Here is a 21,108-nt window from a genome sequence, read left to right on the forward strand (position 1 = left end):
CACGCACGACACCTTGACCATAAGTCGAATTGCCGCACCTGTGGCAAACGGCGTTCAATACCCGAACCCGAAGACTGATTGGCGGTGTCCGCGGAAGTTGCAAGAACTGCGAAAAGTCGGACATGGCGACCCTGGCGAACCCAGGTCCTATGCTGTCAATTAGGTAGCTGTAGATTGTGGAGACGCGTTAAATGGCGCAGAACGAATCGGTTGATGTGGTACTGGTAGGCGCGGGCATCATGAGTGCCACCCTGGCCGTACTGCTCAAGGAGCTCGACCCGACCCTGAAGCTTGAGGTCGTCGAGGCGATGGACTCCGGAGCCGCGGAAAGCTCCAACCCCTGGAACAACGCAGGCACCGGCCACGCCGGTCTGTGCGAGCTTAACTACACGCCCCAGGCCGCCGATGGCAGCATCGACATCAAGAAGGCCGTGCACATCAACACCCAGTTCGAGGTTTCGCGCCAGTTCTGGGCTTACCTGAGCAAGAAGGGCAACTTCGGCTCGGCACGTGCGTTCATCAACCCTGTCCCGCACCTGAGCTACGTCGAAGGTGACAAGGGTGTTTCCTTCCTCAAGAAGCGCTTCGAGCTGCTCAAGCAGCACCATGCCTTCGCCGACATGGAATACACCGAAGACAAGGCCGTGATGAACGACTGGATGCCGCTGATGATGCCTGGCCGCCCGGCCGACCAGCACATCGCCGCTACCCGCGTGGCCAAGGGCACCGACGTCAACTTCGGCGCCCTGACCAACAAGCTGCTCAAGCTGCTGGGCGACTCGCAGGACGCACAGGTCAAGTACAGCAAGAAGGTTGTCGGCCTGCGCCGTAACGGCAGCGGCTGGACCGTGAGCATCAAGGACGTCAACAGCGGCGGCAGCCGTGAAGTCGACGCCCGCTTCGTCTTCCTCGGCGCCGGTGGCGCGGCCCTGCCGCTGCTCCAACTGTCGGGCATCCCGGAAGGCAAAGGCTTCGGCGGCTTCCCGGTCAGCGGCCAGTGGCTGCGTTGCGACAACCCGGAAATCGTCAAACAGCACCAGGCCAAGGTCTACAGCCAGGCCGCCGTAGGCGCCCCGCCGATGTCGGTGCCGCACCTGGACACCCGTGTTGTGGACGGCAAGACTTCGCTGCTGTTCGGCCCGTACGCTGGCTTCACCACCAAGTTCCTCAAGCACGGTTCGCTGATGGACCTGCCGCTGTCGGTACGCATGGGCAACATCGGCCCGATGCTGGCCGTGGCCCGCGACAACATGGACCTGACCAAGTACCTGGTCAGCGAAGTGATGCAGTCGATGGAGCAGCGCCTGGAAGCCCTGCGTCGCTTCTACCCGCAGGCCAAGGCCGAAGACTGGCGCCTGGAAGTGGCCGGTCAGCGTGTGCAGATCATCAAGAAAGACCCGAAAAAAGGCGGCGTGCTGCAGTTCGGTACCGAGCTGGTCTCGGCCCAGGACGGCAGCCTGGCCGCACTGCTCGGCGCATCGCCAGGTGCTTCGGTTACCGTGTCGATCATGCTGGAACTGATCGAGCGCTGCTTCCCCGAGCAGGCCAAAGGTGCCTGGGCTGCCAAGCTCAAGGAAATCTTCCCGGCGCGTGAGAAGACGCTGGCGACCGATGCCGCTCTGTACCACAAGATCAGTGCCGACAACGACGTGGCGCTGGACCTGGTGGAAAGCAGCCCGGCAGCCAAGCATTACGCTTAATGCCGGCCTGAAACGAAAAAACGCCCCTCGGGGCGTTTTTTTGTGCCTGGGCCGTTATCAGCCGCGGGCTTTATCGATGATCTCGATGTACTCCGGCGCATTGCGCTGGTCGGCTATCTGCTCGACGAAGGTCTTGCCGTGCTCGTCCTTGCCATCCAGGTCCAGGCCCGCTTCGACGAAGAAGCCGACAAAGCGCTCGAAGTCATCGACGCGCAGGCCACGGTAGGCCTTGACCAGCTTGTGCAGCGACGGCGAGGTCACGCCATCGGCCGGCTCGAACTGAAGGAACGACTTGATGTAGTCGTCGCTGATTTCGTCACCGATTACCTGTTTCTTGTCTTTACGCATTGCCGACTCCAACTGGACCATCACGGAATTTCGAAGGCCGGCAGTGTACCCCTCGCAGGCCGCGTGCCTCAACGCGTACGTACGGTACCGGTGTGCAGGTCGGCCCAGATATGGCCGTTGTTATAGGTCAGAAACTGCACATACAGCGTTTCGTTGCGCAGCAGATCCATGATCACCCGATAGTCGCTGACCGGGTAATTCAGGCTCAGGGTGCGGGTTTTTTCGTCATACACGGGCTTCTTCAGGCTCTTGGCCGCCTCACCGTCGAACGTCAGCAGCACCTGGGCAATGGTCGCGCCCTTGCTCAGCGGCTTGCCTTTCAGGCGCACCTGCAACGACGACGTGATCGGGATCGGCTGCTGATCGGACTGGCGCTGGGCACCCACCACCACGGAGTAGTCGGTCACTTGCAGCAATTGCTGGCCGGTCGGCGCCTCCTGGCGTAAAGACAGGTCGTCAGGTGGCAGGAACTGACTGTGCAGCGGTGCGGCGGCAAGTGGCAGGCTGACTGCCAGCAGGAGGGGAAGAATCGCACGCATGTGAGGCTCCTTGTATGAAGGAGCACTCTAGCATGCCGTGTGCAGGCACTATCAATCGAACTGCGCGCGCATCCAGGCCTGGTACTCGGCGACACCCTCATCGCCTTCACGCGGCGCCCAGTGCGCATGCTCGCCCTCGCCCACGGGTCGGTAAGGCCCGGCCTTGCATTCGAACAGCATGCTGTCGGGCTCCAGCACCACCAACCCATGGTACGTGCCTGGTGGCAGGTCCACTCCCAGGCAGTCGCCGCCCGCCTGCAGCACCCGCTTGGCGGTTACCACGCCCTGCTCATCGAAGATCAGCAGGCCCAGGCGGCCCTTGAGCACGATCAGGGCCTCAGCCTTGTCGTCGCTCAGGTGCCGGTGCGGCGGGATATAGGTATTCGGCTGCAGCCCCACCGCCATGCGGTGGCAAGGCTCTACCATCTCATGGAAGTTGTGATGCTGCCGCCCGCGCGGGTTGGCGGCCGCCTTTTCGGCCAGCCCGGCGAACAGCGATTGGTCGATGAACGCAGGCTGGCGCATGGTCACAGCCCCTTGACGGCGAAGATGCCGTTGGCGTTGCGCCAGTAGCCTTTGTAGTCCATGCCGTAGCCGAAGATGTAGCGGTCGACGCACGGCAGGCCCACGTAGTTGGCCTTGAGGTCCGGGCTGGCCTTGCGGTCGTGGTCCTTGTCGATCAGTACCGCCGTGTGCACCGAACGCGCGCCGGCATGCTTGCAGAACTCGATGATGGCGCTGAGGGTGTGGCCTTCGTCGAGGATGTCATCGACGATCAGCACATCACGGTCGATGAACGACACTTCCGGTTTGGCCTTCCAGAACAGCTCACCGCCGCTGGTCTGGTTGCGGTAGCGGGTGGCGTGCAGGTACGACGCTTCCAGCGGGAACTGCAGGTGGGTGAGCAGTTTGCCGGCGAAGATCAGGCCGCCGTTCATCACGCAGAACACCACCGGGTTCTTGTCGTGCAGGTCTTTGCAGATCTGCTCGCCGACGTTGGCGATGGCCGCTTCGACTTCGGCTTCGTTGTACAGGCAGTCAGCTTCACGCATGACTTGACGGATATGCTCGAGATCGGCGGACATGGCGCTCTCCGGGGGGTGCATTTTGGAAAAGCGGGCAAAGGTACGCATCCGCTCGTCACAGATCAAGCATTTATGGACTAACGTCCAGAATGACCAGACGACAGCACAGGCTGAATAGATTAATCTAGCGCGGTTTTTTTGCCCGCCTTTCGGAGCCCCCCCTATGCCCACTCGTGAGATCCGCCATCCGCTGATCCGCCACAAGCTCGGCCTGATGCGCCGTGCCGATATCAGCACCAAGAATTTTCGCGAACTCGCCCAGGAAGTCGGCGCGCTCCTGACCTACGAAGCCACCCAGGACCTGCCACTGGAAACCTACGAGATCGACGGCTGGTGTGGCAAGGTTCAAGTTGAAAAAATCGCCGGCAAGAAAATCACCGTGGTGCCTATCCTGCGCGCCGGCATCGGCATGCTCGACGGCGTGCTCAGCCTGATCCCGGGCGCCAAGGTGAGCGCCGTCGGCGTTGCCCGCAACGAAGAAACCCTGGAAGCCCACACCTACCTGGAAAAACTCGCGCCGGATATCAACCAGCGCCTGGCCCTGATCATCGACCCGATGCTGGCCACCGGCGGCTCGATGGTCGCCACCATCGACCTGCTGAAAAAGGCCGGCTGCAAAGAGATTCGCGCCATGGTGCTGGTTGCCGCGCCAGAAGGCATCGAAGTGGTGGAAAAAGCCCACCCGGATGTGCAGATCTACACCGCCTCGATCGACCAGCGTCTGAACGAACACGGCTACATCGTGCCGGGCCTGGGCGATGCCGGTGACAAGATCTTCGGCACCAAGCAAAAGGACGCCTGACCATGCAGGACGGCTTCAACGACCCGCTCTGGCGCCAGGTCGTTTCGGGCGCGCAGATGCTCTTCGTGGCATTCGGCGCGCTGGTGCTGATGCCATTGATCACCGGCCTCGACCCGAACGTCGCGCTGTTCACCGCCGGCATCGGCACCCTGCTGTTCCAGCTGGTCACCGGCCGCCAGGTACCGGTGTTCCTGGCCTCCAGCTTTGCCTTCATCACCCCGATCATCCTCGCCAAGGGCCAGTTCGGCCTGGCCGAGACCATGGGCGGCGTGATGGCCGCAGGCTTCGTGTACACCTTCATGGGCCTGATGGTGAAAATCAAAGGCACCGGGTTCATCGACCGCATGCTGCCGCCGGTGGTGATCGGCCCGGTGATCATCTCCATCGGCCTGGCCATGGCACCGATCGCTGCCAACATGGCAATGGGCAAGGCCGGTGATGGCAGCGTGCTGCTGCCGTACAAGACCGCCATGATGATCTCGATGCCGGCGCTGCTCACTACGCTGATCGTCGCCGTGTTCGGTAAAGGCATCTTCCGCCTGGTGCCGATCATTGCGGGCGTGCTGGTAGGCTTTGCCCTGTCGTTCGCCTTTGGCGTGGTCGATACCGCCAAGATCGCCGCTGCACCGTGGCTGGAGATCCCCAACTTCACCGCACCGGCGTTCAACTGGCAGGCCATCCTGTTCATCGTCCCTGTTGCCCTGGCACCGGCGATCGAGCATATCGGTGGGGTAATCGCGGTCGGTAGCGTGACCGGTCGTGACTACCTGAAAAAGCCTGGCCTGCACCGCACCTTGCTGGGTGACGGCCTGGCCACTACCGCAGCCGGCCTGTTCGGCGGCCCGCCCAACACCACCTACGCCGAAGTGACTGGCGCGGTGATGCTGACCAAGAACTACAACCCGAAGATCATGACCTGGGCGGCGGTCTTCGCCATCACCCTGGCGTTCATCGGCAAGTTCGGCGCGCTGCTGCAAAGCATCCCGGTACCGGTGATGGGCGGCATTCTGTGCCTGCTGTTCGGCTCGATCGCGGCAGTGGGCATGAACACCATGATCCGCCACAAGATCGACCTGGCCGAAGCCCGCAACCTGGTGATCGTGTCGGTCACCTTGGTGTTCGGTATCGGCGGCGTGCTGATCGGCAGCGGTGACGGCCCGGATGACTGGGGCCTGAAAGGCATCGCCCTGTGCGCCATCGTGGCGATTGCCCTGAACCTGATCTTGCCGGGCAATGATGGCTGGAAGCACAAGAAGCTGGATGATCAGTTGCCGTGATCCGGCTTTAACCTGATCTGGCCTCTTCGCGGGGTTGCCCGCGAAGAGGCCGGTTCAGGCAACCATCGGATCAGGCTTTTTCGCACATCCCCGCCAACACCCTTACCCACTCAGGGTGATCATTCAGGCACGGCACCAGCACCAGCTCCCGCCCGCCGGCCTCGACAAACTGCTCGCTCCCACGCATGCCGATCTCTTCCAGCGTCTCGATGCAATCGGCCACGAACGCCGGGCACATCACCAACAATTTCTTCACCCCTGCCTTGCCCAGCTCATCCAGCCGCGCCTCGGTATAGGGCTCGATCCACTTGGCCCGCCCCAGCCGCGACTGGAACGACACCGACCACTTGCCATCCGGTATGCCCATCTTCTGCGCAAAGGCCTTGGCCGTGGCCAGGCACTGCCCGCGGTAGCACACCGCACGCATCTCGGCGCTGGCATCCTTGCAGCAGTCGGCTGCCTGGAAATCGTGTTTGCCGGTCGGGTCCAGCTTCTTCAGGTGCCGCTCCGGCAAGCCGTGGAAGCTCAGCAACAGGTGGTCGTAATCCTGCTCCAGGTACGGACGCGCGCTGGCGGCCAGCGCCTCGATATAGTCCGGATGCTCGTAGAACGGTTGCAGCACACGCATCTGCAACGGCAACCGACGTTCGTTGACCGTCTGCCTGGCCAGCTCGACCACAGTGGTCACCGTACTGTCGGCGAACTGTGGATAAAGCGGTGCCAAGGTCACCTTGCGTACACCCTGGGCCGCCAGGCGCTCCAGCACGTCTGGTAGGGCAGGCTGGCCATAGCGCATGGCAATTTCCACCGGGCCGTGGGGCCAGTGTTCGACCATGGCAGCCTGCAGACGACGGGTCAGCACCACCAGCGGCGAGCCCTCCTCCCACCAGATCGAGCCATAGGCATGCGCCGACTGCTCCGGGCGCTTGATCAGGATCAGCGACACCAGTAGCCGCCGCACCGGCCAGGGCAGGTCGATCACGTACGGGTCCATGAGGAACTGGTTGAGGTAACGGCGTACATCGGCCACCGAGGTGGAGGCCGGGGAACCCAGGTTGACCAGCAGCAGGGCGTGATCGGTCATGCAGCATCCTATGTCAGAGGCGGCTGGACAAGTTGTCCAGGGCCGATTGCAGATCGTTGAAGCGGAAGGTGAAGCCAGCCGCCAACAAGCGTACCGGGCGTGCCCGCTGGCCACCCAGCAGCAAGGTCGACAGCTCACCCAGGCCAGCCTTGAGTAGCAGCGCCGGCACCGGCAGCAACGCCGGCCGATGCAAGGTGCGCCCCAGACACCTGGCGAACTCGCGGTTGCGCACCGGTTCCGGGGCGCAGGCATTATAGGGACCGCTGGCATCCTTGTGCCGCAAAAGAAAATCAATCAGGGCGACCTGGTCGTCTATATGGACCCACGGCATCCACTGCCGACCATCGCCCAAAGGCCCGCCCAGCCCCAGCTTGAAGGGCAGGCGCAGCCGCGACAAAAAGCCGCCATCGCTGGCCAGCACCAGCCCGGTTCGCACCAGCACCACGCGGATGCCCTGTGCCTGGGAACGCAGGGCCGTTTCCTCCCAGGCAATGCATAACTGGCTGGCAAAATCTTCGCGCACCGGCGGTGATGCCTCGGTCAGCTCGCGCTCACCACCATCACCGTACCAGCCAACCGCAGAGCCGGAGATCAGCACGTCTGGTCGCTGCTCGCGGGTACCCAGCCAGCTCAGCAACTGCTCGGTCAGGGTAACGCGGCTGGCCCACAGCAGGTTACGCCGGGCCGCCGTCCAAGGCCGGTCCGCAATCGGCGCGCCGGCGAGGTTGATCACCGCATCCAGGTGATCGTCCGCTTCCAGTTGCTCCAGACGGGCAATGCCACGTACACCAGTGCCACACATTTTCGGCACTTGCTCAGGGCGCCGGCTCCACACCGTCAGGCGATGGCCTTGGCCAAGCCAGTGCTGGCAGAGGTGCCTGCCTATCAACCCGGTGCCGCCTGTCAGCAATATATGCATGGCTGTGTCCTCGCAGAATGCGGCGGTGGTCTATTTTTAACATCAAGGCACTTTTTTGACCCGACGCTCTCGGATAAACATAGGCCAACCTGTCCGCCAAAGCGGAATAACCTTATACAGAAATTCTGGATTGTACAGGTTTGCCTGACAGCGTAGTCTGCTTACAGCAAGGTTTGAAGAGGCCATCATGACAGTACCTATCGCCATCATCGGGGCCGGTATCGCCGGCTTGTCAGCTGCCCAGGCCTTGCAGAAGGCGGGGCAATCCGTGCATTTGTTCGACAAAGGCCACGGCAGTGGCGGTCGCATGGCAAGCAAGCGCAGCGAAGCCGGCGCACTCGACCTCGGCGCGCAGTATTTCACCGCCCGTGACCGGCGTTTCGTCGAGCAGGTACAACAGTGGGTCACCGCTGGCTGGGCCGAGCAGTGGAAGCCGCAGCTGTACAACTACCGTGACGGCGAACTCACCCCCTCTCCCGACGAGCAGACGCGCTGGGTGGGCGTGCCCCGCATGAGCGCCATCACCCGTGGCTTGCTCAAGGATGTGACGGTGAACTTCGGCTGTCGCATCACCGAGGTGTTCCGCGGCAAACAGTACTGGCACCTGCAGGACACCGAAGGCTGCAGCCATGGCCCCTACAGCCGCGTGGTGATCGCGGTACCGGCACCGCAGGCCACGCCGCTGCTGGCTGCCACCCCAAAACTGGCTGCCGTGGCCGCTGGTGTGCAGATGGAGCCCACCTGGGCCGTCGCCCTCGCCTTCCAGGCGCCGCTGGATACGCCGATGCAAGGCTGTTTCGTGCAAGACAACCCGCTCGACTGGCTGGCCCGCAACCGCAGCAAACCCGGCCGTGACGAACAACTCGACACCTGGGTGCTGCACGCCACGTCTGACTGGAGCCGGCAACACCTCGACCTGCCCAAGGAAGAAGTGATCGAACAGTTGTGGGGCGAGTTCGCCGAGCTGGTCGGCTGCGTGGTGCCCGCACCTACCTTCGCCCTGGCCCACCGCTGGCTCTATGCACGCCCCAGCAGCAACCACGAATGGGGCGCGCTGGCCGATGCCGACCAAGGCTTGTACGCGTGCGGCGACTGGTGCCTTTCCGGGCGCGTCGAGGGCGCCTGGCTCAGCGGCCAGGAAGCGGCACGGCGACTGCTCGAACACCTGGAATGATGTAGCGCTATACAAAAATAATGGTTTGCATAACTTCAGGGCTGTGCTGGAATAAACCTGTACAAGTTTTTTGTCATGTACAGGTTTACTGGAGACAGCCATGCACGACCCTTTCACCCACAGCAAGCCGCGTATCGCCATCAGCGCCTGCCTGACGGGCCAAAGCGTGCGCTATAACGGCGGCCACAAGGCCTCCGACCTGTGCCTGACGCAGCTGGAACAACATTTCGACTGGCAGCCGGTGTGCCCGGAAGTGGCCATCGGCCTTGGCGTCCCGCGTGACCCTATCCGCCTGGTAGGCAACCCCGAACATCCCGAAGTGGTCGGCACCCGTAACCCCGGCATGGACCTGACCGGCCCGCTGCGCACGTACGGCGAACAAATGGCCGACGAGCTCGACGACATTTGCGGCTACATCTTCATGCAGAAATCACCGTCTTGCGGGCTGGAACGGGTCAAGGTCTACCAGGACAACGGCCACCCGGCCCTCCAGCGAGGACGCGGCGTCTACGCCCAGGCGTTCTGTGTGAAACGCCCGGACCTACCCGTGGAAGAAGAAGGCCGCCTGCACGACGCCGTGCTGCGAGAGAACTTCATCAGCCGCGTGTATGCCTACGCCGACTGGCAGCGCCTGCTGGCCGAAGGCCTTAGCCGTGGCGCGCTGGTGCGCTTCCATTCGCGTTACAAATACCTGGTGATGGCCAACAACCCCCAGGCCTACCGCACCCTCGGGCGCCTGCTGGGTAGCATGAGCCGCGATGACGACCCGCAAAACATCGGCCCGCGCTACTTCAGCCAACTGATGCAGGCCCTGCGTCGCTGCGCCAGCCGCGGAACCCACAGCAACGTGCTGCAGCATCTCTGCGGCTATTTCAAAGACAGCCTGACACAACAGGACAAAGCCGAACTGCAGACGGTCATCGGCCAGTATCAAAAAGGCGTGGTACCGCTGGTGGTGCCACTGACCCTGCTCAAGCACCATTTACGCAACCACCCTGACCCCTACCTGCAGCAGCAAGCGTACCTGCAGCCGCACCCCGAAAACCTGGGCCTGCGCAATGCCGTCTGAAACCTTGTTGCCCATCGGTGAGCTGGCCCGTCGCACCGGCGTCAACCCGGTCACCCTGCGCGCCTGGGAACGCCGATATGGCCTGCTCAAGCCACAGCGCACCGCGAAAGGGCACCGCCTGTACCCGCTGGAACAGGTCGAACGGGTCGAAGCCATCCTTGCCTGGCTGCAGCGGGGGGCCTCGGTCGGGCAGGTCCGCGAGCTGCTCGACAAACCCTCCAGCACTGCGCCCAAAGGCGACTGGCAGGCCCGGCAGCTCCAGCTGATCGAGGCTATCGCCAACCTGTCACAGCGTGCCCTTGACCACCAACTCAACCAGGCAATGGCGCTGTACCCCGCCGTTACCCTGTGCGAACAATTGCTGCTGCCACTGCTCGACCTGCTCGACCTGCGCTGGCGCAATTACTTCAACGCGCAACTGGAGCAGGTGTTTTTCCACAGCTGGCTACGCAGCAAGCTCGGCGCCCGCGTGTACCACGACAACCAGTTGCTGCAGGGCCCGCCCGTATTGCTGGTGGAAGACGGTGAACGTGCTTTCAGCCCCGGTTTATGGCTATGCGCCTGGTTGTTCACCAGCAACGGTTTCCCGGTAGAAGTGCTGGAGCACCCGGTCACCGGCCCGCACCTGCAACGTGCCGTAAGCACGCTTGCCCCGCGTGCCGTGCTTCTGCACCTGGGGCCACGCGTTGATGGCAAAGCACTGCAACGCACCCTGCACAACCTGCCCGTGAAAACCTTGGCCGGCGGTGCGACGCTGGTACTGCATGAAGCGCAGCTGCGTGCCCTCGAGTTGCCAGACCTCGCCCTGTTCGACACCCCTCAAGCGGCTTTACGCTTGCTCCAAGCCCATGACCGCCAGCCTGAAGAGACGCCTGCACCATGCATTTGACCTGGCTGCGCAGTGACCTGCGCATCAATGACAACACTGCGCTCAGCGCCGCCAGTGAACGTGGCCCAACCATCGCCCTGTGGCTGGTCAGCCCCGCTCAGTGGCTGGCCCATGACGACGCTGCCTGCAAAGTCGACTTCTGGCTGCGCAACCTGCGCGACGTGCGCCAGTCGCTGGAAGGCCTGAATATCCCCCTGTTGATCCGCAGCATCGACACTTGGGATCAGGCACCACAGGCCGTGCTTGAGGTATGCCGCCAGCATCGGGTGGCAAGCGTTCACTGGAATGAAGAGTACGGCATCAACGAACAGCGCCGTGACGATGCCACTCGAGCCCTGCTGGAAAAGTCGGGCATTCAGGCACACAGCCACCTCGACCAGCTGTTCTTCCGCCCGGGCACGGTCCTCACTCGCAGCGGCGACTACTTCCAGGTTTTCAGCCAGTTCAAAAAAACCTGTCTGGAGCACCTGCACCGCAGCCTGCCAGCCATGGCTCACCGGGTTAAACAGCAAGCGCCCCTGCAGATCCAGAGCGACCCGATTCCGCAGCATGTGGAGGGTTTTGAAAAGCCCGAGCGCGCCCTGCAAGCACATTGGCCAGCGGGTGAGGCCGAAGCGCAGGGGCGATTGTCTCGCTTTCTCGATGAAACCATTGATGACTACCAGCAACTGCGTGACCTGCCAGCCAAACCCGGCACCAGCCAGCTTTCGGCCTACCTGGCCGCGGGGGTGATCTCGCCGCGCCAGTGCCTGCACGGTGCCCTGGCCAGCAACCGGGGCGAGTTCGACAGCGGCAGCGCCGGCGTGCAAACCTGGATCAACGAGCTGCTGTGGCGCGAGTTCTACAAGCACATCCTGACCGGTTTCCCACAGGTCTCTCGCCACCGCGCCTTCCGCGCGCAAACCGAAGCGTTGCCTTGGCGCGATGCACCGGCAGATCTGGAAGCCTGGGAACAGGGCCGTACGGGTTTCCCGATCATCGACGCCGCCATGCGCCAGTTGTTGCATACTGGGTGGATGCATAACCGCCTGCGCATGGTGGTGGCCATGTTCCTCAGCAAGAACCTGCTGATCGACTGGCGCAAGGGCGAGCGCTACTTCATGCGCCACCTGATAGACGGTGACCTGGCCGCGAACAACGGCGGCTGGCAGTGGAGCGCGTCTACCGGCACCGATGCAGTGCCCTATTTCCGCATCTTCAACCCGATTTCGCAGTCGCAACGTTTCGACCCACAGGGGCGGTTCATTCGGCACTGGCTGCCGGAATTACGTGACCTCGACGATAAAACCATCCATGAGCCCGTGAAACACCGAGATCTTTTTGATAATAATTTGTATCACTGTCCCATGGTGAATCTCAGCAGCAGTCGCCAGCGTGCACTGGAAGCCTTCAAGGGGCTACCACGTCGGCAGAATTAGAGGGCACAACGTCTTGACTGACTCACGCAGTTTTTGGGTTACAGGCGCCAGCAACGGATTAGGTCTGGCTTTGGTGGAACGCTTGCTCGAACAGGGCCATTGCGTTGCCGCCAGTGCTAAGGAAAGCGATGAATTGAACGCCTTGGCGGCACAGCATGGGCGGCGCTTCTTGCGCCTGCCCTGGCAGTTGCATGCCGATGGGCAAGCGGCCGATGCGTGCCAGCAGATATGCCATGCCTGGTGCTCGCTGGATGGTCTGGTCATCAACGCCGGTACCACCGACTACCTGGATGCCCCACTGGCGGGCAGCGATGTGTTCGAGGCGATTGTCACCAGCAACCAGCTGGCGGGTGAACATAGCCTTGCCAATGCGCTGCCTTTGCTGTTGAAAGGTGAATCACCGCAGGTGATGGCCGTTTTCAACCGCTATTCGGCGCTGCAGCTGTATGCACCAACCCAGGTGAGCGCTGGCTGGAACAATATGCCGCAATGGATGCGTGAACAGCGCAAGACGCTGAAAGGCCAAGGGATAGACGTTACGGTGGTCAGCCCCCAATCGCTGAAGACACCCGTGACGCCGGCGCAAGCCATACCGGAGGAATGGACGCCGCGGCGTGCGGCTGAAGAACTGCTGCGGCGGTGGCCACAGAGAGAGCCAGAGCTGGTGCTGGAAACACTTGATCTGAGCAGTCTATGGCCGCTGCCACGTAGCTAGACGGCTAACGTGCCGGCTACAGCGCCATGCGGTAATGCAGGCTGTAGCTCTCTACTCCATCGTTGGGCTCTTTGATACCCGCGTTGGAGTAGTGAATGGCCCGCACGCCGATCTCATGCCCGCCAGCAAAGCGCAAGCCAAAGCCGATGCGGTCTTCGAACTGGAATGCCGAGCCCAGCTCGTTGCTTTCCAGCTCGGTGCTGGAAAACGCTGCCACACCGATCCCGGCTTCGATGTAGGGCTTGACCGACGCCCCGGCAAACTCATAAACGAACACTGGCGCGAACGAAAGGCTGTGGTTGCTCGCCGTCTCATCGCCATCCCAATAGGTGTAGGCCCCATCCCAATAGCCGGTCAGGCGGCCAACGCTGGTCTGCCACCAACTGGCATCCCAGTTTGATTGCAGTCCAAGCCGGTAGACCATTGTCGAGTCACCGGTCTGACCTACCGAAAAGGAAACATCGGCTGCCTGCGCCGATAGTGCTTGCCCCAGAGTAAAAGCGGCAGCCGCCGCCAAGCCGAGCAGTTTCTTCATGAGAAACATCCTTCTTCCTGATGCTGTTATTAAAGCCTGCCTCATCTCAGGCAAAGCGGTAGAGCGCGGCAGTGGAACGATAGTTCAGCTAATTTTCACGTTTTTTTCACAACGCAAAGCTTTGCACATCGCCAGACTCATGCCACAGCATCGGTAGGATATTTCTGAGGGTTTGCGGGTCGGCGCTGGTCCAGAAGCGGGTATCCCGGGCCGGCCCATCGGCCAGCAGGTCATTCGCGCCCAGCAGCCGCTGCAACTGGCGCGCCACCGCGGCGCCGGTGTCGATGATGGCCACATCGGCTGGCACCATGCCGGCCAGCAACGGGCGCAGGAAGGGGTAATGGGTGCAGCCCAGGATCAGCGTGTCGCAGCCAGCGGCCAGCAACGGCTGTACATAACCTTGCAACAACTGGCGCACTGCCGGGCTGGCCAGGTCGCCGGCCTCGATCAACTCGACCAACCCCGGGCAAGGTTGGGTGATGACCTGTACGTCATTGGCAAAACGGTCGAGCAAGGCGGCGAACTTGGCGCTTTGCAGGGTACCGGTGGTGGCCAGCACACCGACCACGCCCGAGCGCGTGGCGGCGGCAGCGGGCTTCACCGCCGGCTCCATGCCCACCAGCGGCCAGGTCGGGTACAACTCGCGCAGGTCGGCCACCGCCGCCACCGTGGCGGTATTGCAGGCCAGTACCATGGCCTTGGCGCCCTGTTCATGGAAGAACGCAGCAATGCGCCGGAGACGCTCACGGATATAATCTGGCGACTTCTCGCCGTAGGGTATGTGGCCGCAATCGCCCACGTACAGCAGCGTCTCGTTGGGCAGCAGCCGCTGGATCTCGGCGAGCACCGACAAGCCGCCAACCCCGGAGTCCATTACGCCGATTGGCGCCGAACGCTCAGCCATCGCGCTTGCCGCAGACTGCACAGGCCGGGTCGCGCTTGACCCGCAATTCGCGGATGCGCGTGCCGAGAGCATCGATCAACAGCAGGCGGCCGACCAGCGGCTCGCCGAACCCGGCCAGCAGCTTCATCGCTTCCAGCGCCTGCAAGCTGCCTACCAGCCCCACCAGTGGGCCGATCACACCGGCTTCGCTGCACGTCAGCTCGGCTTCGCTGCCATGCCCGTACAGGCAGTGGTAGCAAGGGCTGTAGTCACGTCGCGGGTCGAACACCGACAACTGCCCTTCCAGGCGGATCGCCGCGCCGCTGACCAGTGGCTTGCCAGCCGCGACACACGCGGCGTTTACCGCCTCGCGGGTACCGAAGTTGTCGGAGCAATCCAGTACCAGGTCGACCGCCGCCACGGCGGCAGCGAGCGAGTCCTCGTCCAGTGCTTGGCGGTGGGCAACCAGGCTGATTTCCGGGTTGATCGCCTCCAGGCGCTGCAAGGCCGAGTCGACCTTGCTCATGCCGACACTGGCACTGTCGTGGATGACCTGGCGTTGCAGGTTGGTGAGGTCGACGGTGTCGAAGTCGGCCAGGTGCAGCTCACCCACCCCGGCGGCGGCCAGGTACAGGGCAACTGGCGAGCCAAGGCCACCGAGCCCGACGATCAGCGCCTTGCTCTGCTTGAGCCGCAACTGGCCATCGATGTCGATCTGGGCCAGCAGTACCTGCCGGCTGTAACGCAACAGTTCCTCATCACTCAGCATGGCAGGCGCCCCAGGGTAATGCGTTCACGGCCGCCCAGGTCCGTGCGGCTGGCAACCTCGATAAAACCGTGTTCCGCCAGCAAGGCGCGTACCGCTGCTGCCTGATCGTAGCCATGCTCCAGCAACAACCAGCCCCCCGGCAACAGGTGCGCAGGGGCTTGGGCAGCAATCACGCGCAGGTCGTCCAGGCCATCGACGCCAGCGACCAGCGCACTGCTGGGCTCGAAGCGCACGTCACCGGCCACCAGGTGAGGATCTGCAGCTGCGATGTAAGGCGGGTTACTGACAATCAGGTCAAAACGCTCGCCGACCAGGCTGTCGAACCAGTGGCTTACCCGCACCTGGGCATTAGCCAGGCCCAGGCGCTGGCGGTTGCGCTCAGCCAGGGCAGCGGCTTCCTCTACCCGGTCAACCGCAGTCACCTGCCAGGCCGGGCGATCACTGGCCAAGGCCAGGGCAATCGCGCCCGTACCGGTGCCCAGGTCCAGCACCTTGGCTGGCGAGGCGGGTTGCAGTTCGAGGGCCGTCTCGACCAACAGCTCGGTGTCTGGCCGCGGGATCAGGGTATGCGGCGCCACTTCCAGGTCGATTGTCCAGAAGCCCTGCTGCCCGAGAATGTAAGCCACCGGCTCGCCGCCACGGCGGCGCTGCAGGTAACCCGCGTAAGTCTCGGCATCTTCGCTGCTGACGATACGCTCGGGCCAGGTGTGCAAGTAACTACGCGACTTGCCGATGGCAGCCGCCAGCAGCAATTCGGCATCCAGCCGTTCGGTGGGCGATTCGGGCAACTGCGCGTTGCGCAGCAGGCTGGCGATGATGGTCATCAGTCCCCCAGGGCGGCCAGTTGATCGGCCTGGTATTCGGCCAGTAGCGGTTCGATCACCGCCTCTACGCCACCACTGAGGATGTCGTCCAGCGAATACAGGGTCAGGTTGATGCGGTGGTCGGTCACCCGGCCCTGTGGATAATTGTACGTGCGGATGCGCTCGGAGCGGTCGCCAGAGCCCACCAGCAGCTTGCGTTCGCTGGCGATGGCATTCTGTGCTGCGCTGGTCTGCATGTCGTTGAGCTTGGCCGACAGCCAGGACATGGCGCGAGCCCGGTTCTTGTGCTGCGAACGCTCTTCCTGGCATTCGACCACGATGCCGGTAGGCAAGTGAGTGATGCGGATGGCCGAGTCGGTCTTGTTCACGTGCTGGCCACCGGCGCCGGAGGCACGGTAGGTGTCCACGCGCAGGTCGGCCGGGTTGATTTCGATGGCGGCCTGTTCGTCCGGCTCGGGTAGCACCGCCACCGTGCATGCGGAGGTGTGCACACGGCCCTGGGATTCGGTCTCGGGTACGCGCTGGACGCGGTGAGCGCCCGACTCGAACTTGAGCTTGCCGTAAACGTTCTCACCCTCGACACGGGCGATGATTTCCTTGTAGCCGCCGTGCTCGCCTTCGTTCTCGGACAGAATTTCCAGGCGCCAGCCGCGCTTTTCGGCGTAGCGCGAGTACATGCGGAACAAGTCGCCAGAGAAGATCGCCGCCTCGTCGCCACCGGTGCCGGCGCGGATTTCGAGGAACACGTTGCGACCATCGTTAGGGTCTTTGGGCAGCAGCATGCGTTGCAGCTGCGCCTCCAGCGTCAACAGTTGCTCCTTGGCTTCACGCACTTCTTCCACGGCCATTTCGCGCAGGTCCGGGTCACTGTCCTTGAGCAGCGCCTGGGCGCCTTCGAGGTCGTCCTGCACTTTGCGCCACTCTTTATAAGCAGCGTAGACCGGCTCCACCTCGGCGTACTCACGGGAATACGCGCGAAAGCGTGTCTGGTCGGAAATGACTTCGGCGTCACCGAGCAGGGCGGTGAGTTCTTCGAAGCGGTCCTGGAGGATTTCCAGTTTATTCAGCAGCGACGCTTTCATTGCGGGGATTTGTCCGTGGAGCCCTCGTTGAGGGCAAAGAGTTCCTGGGCCATGGCCAGCGCATCGAGGCGGCCCTCGGCCGAGAGCTTTTTCAACTGCACGCTGGGCGCATGCAGGAGTTTGTTGGTCAGGCCCCGGGCCAGTTGGGCCAGCACGTCTTCGGGGTTGCCGCCGTTCGCCAGCAGGCGCTGGGCTTTTTGCAGTTCTTCGTCGCGCAGGCGCTCGCTTTGCTGGCGATAGGCCTTGAGCACATCCACCGCAGCCAGTTCACGCAGGCGCAGCATGAAGTCTTCGGCGCCCACCGACACCAGCTCTTCGGCGGCCTGGGCCGCGCCCTGGCGGCTCTTGAGGTTTTCCGCCACCACATCGTGCAGGTCATCGACAGTGTACAGGTAGACATCGTCCAGTTCGCCGACTTCAGTTTCGATGTCGCGCGGCACGGCGATGTCGACCATGAAGATCGGCTTGTGCCGGCGCTGCTTGAGCGCACTCTCGACCGCGCCTTTGCCCAGGATCGGCAACTGGCTGGCGGTGGAACTGATGACGATGTCGCTGTTGGCCAGCTCCTGGGGGATGTCGGCCAGCAGCACGGCATGCGCACCGAACTGCTCGGCCAGCGTGCTGGCGCGCTCCAGGGTGCGGTTGGCCACGACGATACGACGTACGCCCTGCTCGTGCAGGTGGCGGGCGACCAGGGTGATGGTTTCGCCGGCACCGATCAGCAAGGCCTGGCTGCGACCCAGGTCGGCGAAGATCTGTTTGGCCAGGCTGACCGCGGCAAACGCCACCGAAACCGGGTTTTCGCCGATTGCAGTGTCGGTACGCACCTGCTTGGCGGCGCTGAAGGTGGCCTGGAACAGGCGCCCGAGCAGCGGGCCGACGGTACCTGCTTCACGCGCCACGGCGTAGGCCGACTTCATCTGGCCGAGAATCTGCGGCTCACCGAGTACCAGCGAGTCCAGGCCTGAGGCCACGCGCATCATATGCCTCACGGCATCGTGCTCTTCGTGCACGTAGGCGCTGGCGCGCAGCTCGTCGAGGCTGAGGCGGTGATAGTCGGCCAGCCATTGCAACACGGCGTCGGCGGACAGGTGGTCCTGCTCTATATACAGCTCGCTGCGGTTGCAGGTCGACAGGATCGCCGCTTCGCGGCTGGATGTCAGTCGGCAGAGCTGCTGCAGGGCGTCTACCAGCTGCTCTGGGGTAAACGCCACGCGCTCGCGTACGTCTACCGAGGCAGTCTTATGGTTGATACCAAGTGCAAGAAAGGCCATGCAAGGTCGCTGGTTGTGACGGGAAGCCGATAATTGTCCTCTTTCGCAGGTTTTTGGACAACCACCGTTCGCTATTGCGCTGATAACGCTGCGGCTATCGCCGCGTCCAGGCCAGCATCAGCGGTAATTTCAGCCCTCCCCCGCTTTTGATCTGGCTTTTGATCTGGCTTTTGATCTGGCTTTTGATCTTGATCTTGATCTTCGCGACTTCAGGAGGCCGAACGCAGGCCTTGCGGAGGGAGGTGACGGGCATGGATGCCCGTCAAGCGCTGGGCCCCAGGATGGGGCCTGCAGCGCGGTCCTCCCGGGAGCAAGGCCGGAGTGAGGGAACCCCGGAGCGCAGCGTAGGGGCCGGATGATGGGAGCGCAGCGTTTTTTGGTTACTTTTTGCCGCGTTTGGCAAAAAGTGACTCGCCGTAAGGGCGAAAAGGTGAGTATGCGTCGCCACCGCATACGAACTTATCGCTATATAAAAACCATCGCTTAAGCTTTTCGCTTTTCGCTTTTAGGCGTGGGCATCAACAACACAGTAAACATTCATTCTCGAAGGTGGCGCTCAGTCACCTTTCCGCCCTTACGGCGGGTCCCTTTTTGTCGTGGCAAAAAGGAACCAAAAACCGTCCGCTCCCATCATCCGGCCCCTACGCTGCGCTCCGGGGTTCCCTCGCTACGGGCTTGCTCCCGGGAGTACGCGCTGCAGGCCCCATCCATGGGGCCTCAGCGCTTGACGGGCATCCATGCCCGTCACCTCCCTCCGCAATCCCTCCGCTCGGCCTCCTGAAGTCGCAATCTGCAGCGCCTGAACTATCGCGCGCTTAGAAGCAAAAGCTGAAGCAAGAGCAAGAGCACTGGATCGTGTTGGCAGGCTCTGCGGCGAACCACGCAGGCGCTGCGCGGTCTGCATAAGCGAAGCGCAGCTTCATACCTTCGCAGGTGGGTTTGCCACCGCGCTTGTGTCATCATGCTCCGACCGCCGGTGAGTCCTTCTAAAGCCTTCTATGAACAAACCATACGCATTGCTGCTTGCCTTCGCCCTGCTTCAGGGCTGCCAGAGCCTGGCCCCGCAAAAGGCCGAGCCTCCCGTCGCCGAGGCCGCAAAGAGCGAGGCCCAAAAGCCCGTGGTGTATGGCTCGTTCAAGCAGGACACACTCTATAGCCTGCTGGTCGCAGAGCTGGCCGGCCAGCGCAACCGCTTCGACATCGCCCTGGCCAATTACACCGACCAGGCCGCCAAAACCCAGGACCCTGGGGTTTCCGAACGTGCCTATCGCATCGCCGAGTACCTCGGCGCCGACGAGCCATCGCTGGAAAACGCCCTGGTCTGGGCCCGCAACGACCCGCAAAACCTCGACGCCCAACGCGCCGCCGCCATCCAGCTGGCCCGCGCCGGCCGCTATGACGACGCCATGGCCTATATGGAAAAGGTGCTGCAGGGCCAAGGCGACACCCACTTCGACTTCCTCGCCCTGTCTGCCGCCGAAACCGACCAGAGCACCCGCGATGGCCTGCTGCAAAGCTTCGAGCGCCTGCTGGTGAAATACCCGAACAACGGCCAGCTGGTGTTCGGCAAAGCGCTACTGCTGAATCAGGACGGCAAGGCCGAAGAGGCACTGGAGCTGCTTGAGTCGCACCCGGCGCAGAACGGCGAAATCGCCCCGATCCTACTGCGCGCCCGATTGCTGCAGACTCTGGACCGTGGCCCGGAAGCCCTGCCACTGCTGCGCAGCGCTATCCGCGACAACCCGGATGACAAGCGCCTGCGCCTGACCTACGCCCGCACCCTGGTCGAGCAAGACCGCATCGCCGATGCCAAGGGCGAGTTCCTCAGCCTGGTCCAGCAGTACCCTGACGATGACGAACTTCGTTACTCCCTGGCGCTGGTGTGCCTGGAGAACAAAGACTGGGATGAAGCCGAAGGCTACCTGCAGGAACTGATCGAGCGTGACAGCAACGTCGACGCCGCGCACCTGAACCTGGGCCGCATCCGGGAAGAGCGCCACGATCCCGCAGGCGCTCTGCGCGAATACGCGCTGGTCGGCCCTGGCCCCGATTACCTACCCGCGCAACTGCGCCAGGCCGATATCCTGATTGCCAACGGCCGAGGCACCGACGCTTCGCGCCTGCTCGCCGAAGCCCGCGAAGCCCAGCCGGACCTCGCCATCCAGCTGTACCTGATCGAGTCGGAAAGCTACAGCAACAACAACAAGGACGCCCAGGCCAACCAGGTGCTTCAACAAGCCATCCAACGGTACCCAGACGACCTCAACCTGCTGTACACCCGCGCCATGCTGGCCGAAAAAAGCGACGATCTGGCACAGATGGAAAAAGACCTGCGCGCCATCATCACCCGCGAGCCAGAAAATGCCATGGCCCTGAACGCCCTGGGTTACACCCTGGCCGACCGCACTACCCGCTACAGCGAAGCCAAGGCGCTGATCGACAAAGCCCACCAGTTGACCCCGGACGACCCGGCAGTGCTCGACAGCCTGGGTTGGGTCAACTATCGCCTGGGCAACCTCGACGAGGCCGAAACCTACCTGCGTCAGGCCTTTGCCAACTTCCCCGACCATGAAGTGGCCGCCCACCTGGGTGAAGTGCTGTGGGCCAACGGCAAGCGCCGCGAAGCCCGCCAGGTGTGGGCCAAAGGCTTCGAAGCCCAGGCCGACAGCCCCATCCTGCGCAAGACCCTCCTGCGCCTGACCGGATCCGAGACCCTTTAACG

22 protein-coding genes are annotated in these 21,108 nt (G+C 62.9%); 9 read left to right on the top strand and 13 right to left on the bottom strand.

Annotation, left to right across the window (positions count from 1 at the left end; all coding sequences use genetic code 11):
- Window positions 1–191: 191 nt before the first annotated feature.
- On the top strand, window positions 192–1,700 hold the full coding sequence (gene mqo, locus FHW75_RS09970) for a malate dehydrogenase (quinone) (protein WP_016713291.1): 1,509 nt from the start codon (window positions 192–194) through the stop codon (window positions 1,698–1,700).
- A gap of 57 nt (window positions 1,701–1,757) precedes the next feature.
- On the opposite strand, the gene FHW75_RS09975 is transcribed toward mqo, so the two are convergent.
- From FHW75_RS09975 to FHW75_RS09990, 4 genes are all read right to left on the bottom strand, one after another.
- On the bottom strand, window positions 1,758–2,048 hold the full coding sequence (locus FHW75_RS09975) for a PA4642 family protein (protein ID WP_003247360.1): 291 nt from the start codon (window positions 2,046–2,048) through the stop codon (window positions 1,758–1,760).
- A 68-nt stretch (window positions 2,049–2,116) separates the two neighbouring features.
- A complete protein-coding gene (locus FHW75_RS09980; protein WP_019099799.1) occupies window positions 2,117–2,587 on the bottom strand; it encodes a hypothetical protein in 471 nt (156 codons plus the stop codon).
- 51 nt (window positions 2,588–2,638) lie between these two features.
- Window positions 2,639–3,112 carry a WbuC family cupin fold metalloprotein gene (locus tag FHW75_RS09985; RefSeq protein ID WP_019099800.1) on the bottom strand — a complete coding sequence of 158 codons (474 nt, stop codon included), beginning with the start codon at window positions 3,110–3,112 and terminating at the stop codon, window positions 2,639–2,641.
- 2 nt (window positions 3,113–3,114) lie between these two features.
- Entirely contained in the window at window positions 3,115–3,672 is a 558-nt protein-coding gene (locus FHW75_RS09990; RefSeq protein ID WP_019099801.1) for a hypoxanthine-guanine phosphoribosyltransferase, read from the bottom strand.
- Between the two features lie 163 nt (window positions 3,673–3,835).
- On the opposite strand from FHW75_RS09990, the gene upp reads away from it, so the two are divergent.
- Window positions 3,836–4,474 (top strand): uracil phosphoribosyltransferase, encoded by a 639-nt coding sequence (gene upp / locus FHW75_RS09995; RefSeq protein ID WP_011532223.1) that lies wholly within the window; start codon window positions 3,836–3,838, stop codon window positions 4,472–4,474.
- Window positions 4,475–4,476: 2 nt separating this feature from the next.
- Complete coding sequence (locus FHW75_RS10000) at window positions 4,477–5,751, top strand: uracil-xanthine permease family protein (protein ID WP_016713295.1); 1,275 nt, start codon at window positions 4,477–4,479, stop codon at window positions 5,749–5,751.
- Between the two features lie 70 nt (window positions 5,752–5,821).
- On the opposite strand, the gene hemH is transcribed toward FHW75_RS10000, so the two are convergent.
- Both hemH and FHW75_RS10010 read right to left on the bottom strand, forming a co-directional pair.
- Window positions 5,822–6,835: a ferrochelatase gene (gene hemH / locus FHW75_RS10005; protein WP_016713296.1), complete on the bottom strand. Its 1,014-nt coding sequence runs from the start codon at window positions 6,833–6,835 to the stop codon at window positions 5,822–5,824.
- A 13-nt stretch (window positions 6,836–6,848) separates the two neighbouring features.
- Window positions 6,849–7,754: a TIGR01777 family oxidoreductase gene (locus FHW75_RS10010; RefSeq protein WP_027609754.1), complete on the bottom strand. Its 906-nt coding sequence runs from the start codon at window positions 7,752–7,754 to the stop codon at window positions 6,849–6,851.
- Window positions 7,755–7,941: 187 nt separating this feature from the next.
- On the opposite strand from FHW75_RS10010, the gene FHW75_RS10015 reads away from it, so the two are divergent.
- From FHW75_RS10015 to FHW75_RS10035, 5 genes are all read left to right on the top strand, one after another.
- Window positions 7,942–8,928, top strand: coding sequence for an NAD(P)/FAD-dependent oxidoreductase (locus tag FHW75_RS10015; RefSeq protein WP_027609755.1), 987 nt, complete (start codon window positions 7,942–7,944; stop codon window positions 8,926–8,928).
- Window positions 8,929–9,028: 100 nt separating this feature from the next.
- Entirely contained in the window at window positions 9,029–9,997 is a 969-nt protein-coding gene (locus tag FHW75_RS10020) for a DUF523 and DUF1722 domain-containing protein (protein WP_019099803.1), read from the top strand.
- Window positions 9,987–10,886 carry a MerR family transcriptional regulator gene (locus tag FHW75_RS10025; protein WP_084297402.1) on the top strand — a complete coding sequence of 300 codons (900 nt, stop codon included), beginning with the start codon at window positions 9,987–9,989 and terminating at the stop codon, window positions 10,884–10,886. The genes FHW75_RS10020 and FHW75_RS10025 overlap by 11 nt, the downstream gene beginning before the upstream one ends.
- A complete protein-coding gene (gene phrB / locus FHW75_RS10030) occupies window positions 10,877–12,304 on the top strand; it encodes a deoxyribodipyrimidine photo-lyase (protein WP_027609757.1) in 1,428 nt (475 codons plus the stop codon). The genes FHW75_RS10025 and phrB overlap by 10 nt, the downstream gene beginning before the upstream one ends.
- Window positions 12,305–12,317: 13 nt before the next feature.
- Window positions 12,318–13,019, top strand: a complete 702-nt coding sequence (locus FHW75_RS10035) for an SDR family oxidoreductase (RefSeq protein ID WP_084297403.1) — start codon at window positions 12,318–12,320, stop codon at window positions 13,017–13,019.
- A gap of 16 nt (window positions 13,020–13,035) precedes the next feature.
- On the opposite strand, the gene FHW75_RS10040 is transcribed toward FHW75_RS10035, so the two are convergent.
- From FHW75_RS10040 to FHW75_RS10070, 7 genes are all read right to left on the bottom strand, one after another.
- On the bottom strand, window positions 13,036–13,554 hold the full coding sequence (locus FHW75_RS10040; protein ID WP_025754819.1) for an acyloxyacyl hydrolase: 519 nt from the start codon (window positions 13,552–13,554) through the stop codon (window positions 13,036–13,038).
- A 106-nt stretch (window positions 13,555–13,660) separates the two neighbouring features.
- Window positions 13,661–14,458: a glutamate racemase gene (murI, locus tag FHW75_RS10045; RefSeq protein WP_019099808.1), complete on the bottom strand. Its 798-nt coding sequence runs from the start codon at window positions 14,456–14,458 to the stop codon at window positions 13,661–13,663.
- Entirely contained in the window at window positions 14,451–15,206 is a 756-nt protein-coding gene (locus FHW75_RS10050) for a molybdopterin-synthase adenylyltransferase MoeB (protein ID WP_016713305.1), read from the bottom strand. The genes murI and FHW75_RS10050 overlap by 8 nt, the downstream gene beginning before the upstream one ends.
- Window positions 15,200–16,030, bottom strand: a complete 831-nt coding sequence (gene prmC, locus FHW75_RS10055) for a peptide chain release factor N(5)-glutamine methyltransferase (RefSeq protein ID WP_084297404.1) — start codon at window positions 16,028–16,030, stop codon at window positions 15,200–15,202. The genes FHW75_RS10050 and prmC overlap by 7 nt, the downstream gene beginning before the upstream one ends.
- Window positions 16,030–17,112 (bottom strand): peptide chain release factor 1, encoded by a 1,083-nt coding sequence (gene prfA / locus FHW75_RS10060; RefSeq protein WP_016713307.1) that lies wholly within the window; start codon window positions 17,110–17,112, stop codon window positions 16,030–16,032. Before prfA ends, prmC begins: the two co-directional genes overlap by 1 nt.
- The gene (gene hemA, locus FHW75_RS10065; RefSeq protein ID WP_019099810.1) at window positions 17,109–18,386 is read right to left on the bottom strand and encodes a glutamyl-tRNA reductase; all 1,278 of its coding nucleotides are present in this window, start codon (window positions 18,384–18,386) and stop codon (window positions 17,109–17,111) included. The genes prfA and hemA overlap by 4 nt, the downstream gene beginning before the upstream one ends.
- 94 nt (window positions 18,387–18,480) lie before the next feature.
- Window positions 18,481–18,639, bottom strand: coding sequence for a hypothetical protein (locus FHW75_RS10070; RefSeq protein WP_183673565.1), 159 nt, complete (start codon window positions 18,637–18,639; stop codon window positions 18,481–18,483).
- Window positions 18,640–19,384: 745 nt separating this feature from the next.
- Between FHW75_RS10070 and FHW75_RS10075 the strand changes: the two genes are divergently transcribed.
- Window positions 19,385–21,106 (top strand): tetratricopeptide repeat protein, encoded by a 1,722-nt coding sequence (locus FHW75_RS10075; protein WP_019098858.1) that lies wholly within the window; start codon window positions 19,385–19,387, stop codon window positions 21,104–21,106.
- Window positions 21,107–21,108 lie beyond the last annotated feature (2 nt).

It is taken from the genome of Pseudomonas sp. OG7 (assembly GCF_014192825.1).
Taxonomy (GTDB): Bacteria; Pseudomonadota; Gammaproteobacteria; order Pseudomonadales; family Pseudomonadaceae; genus Aquipseudomonas; species Aquipseudomonas monteilii.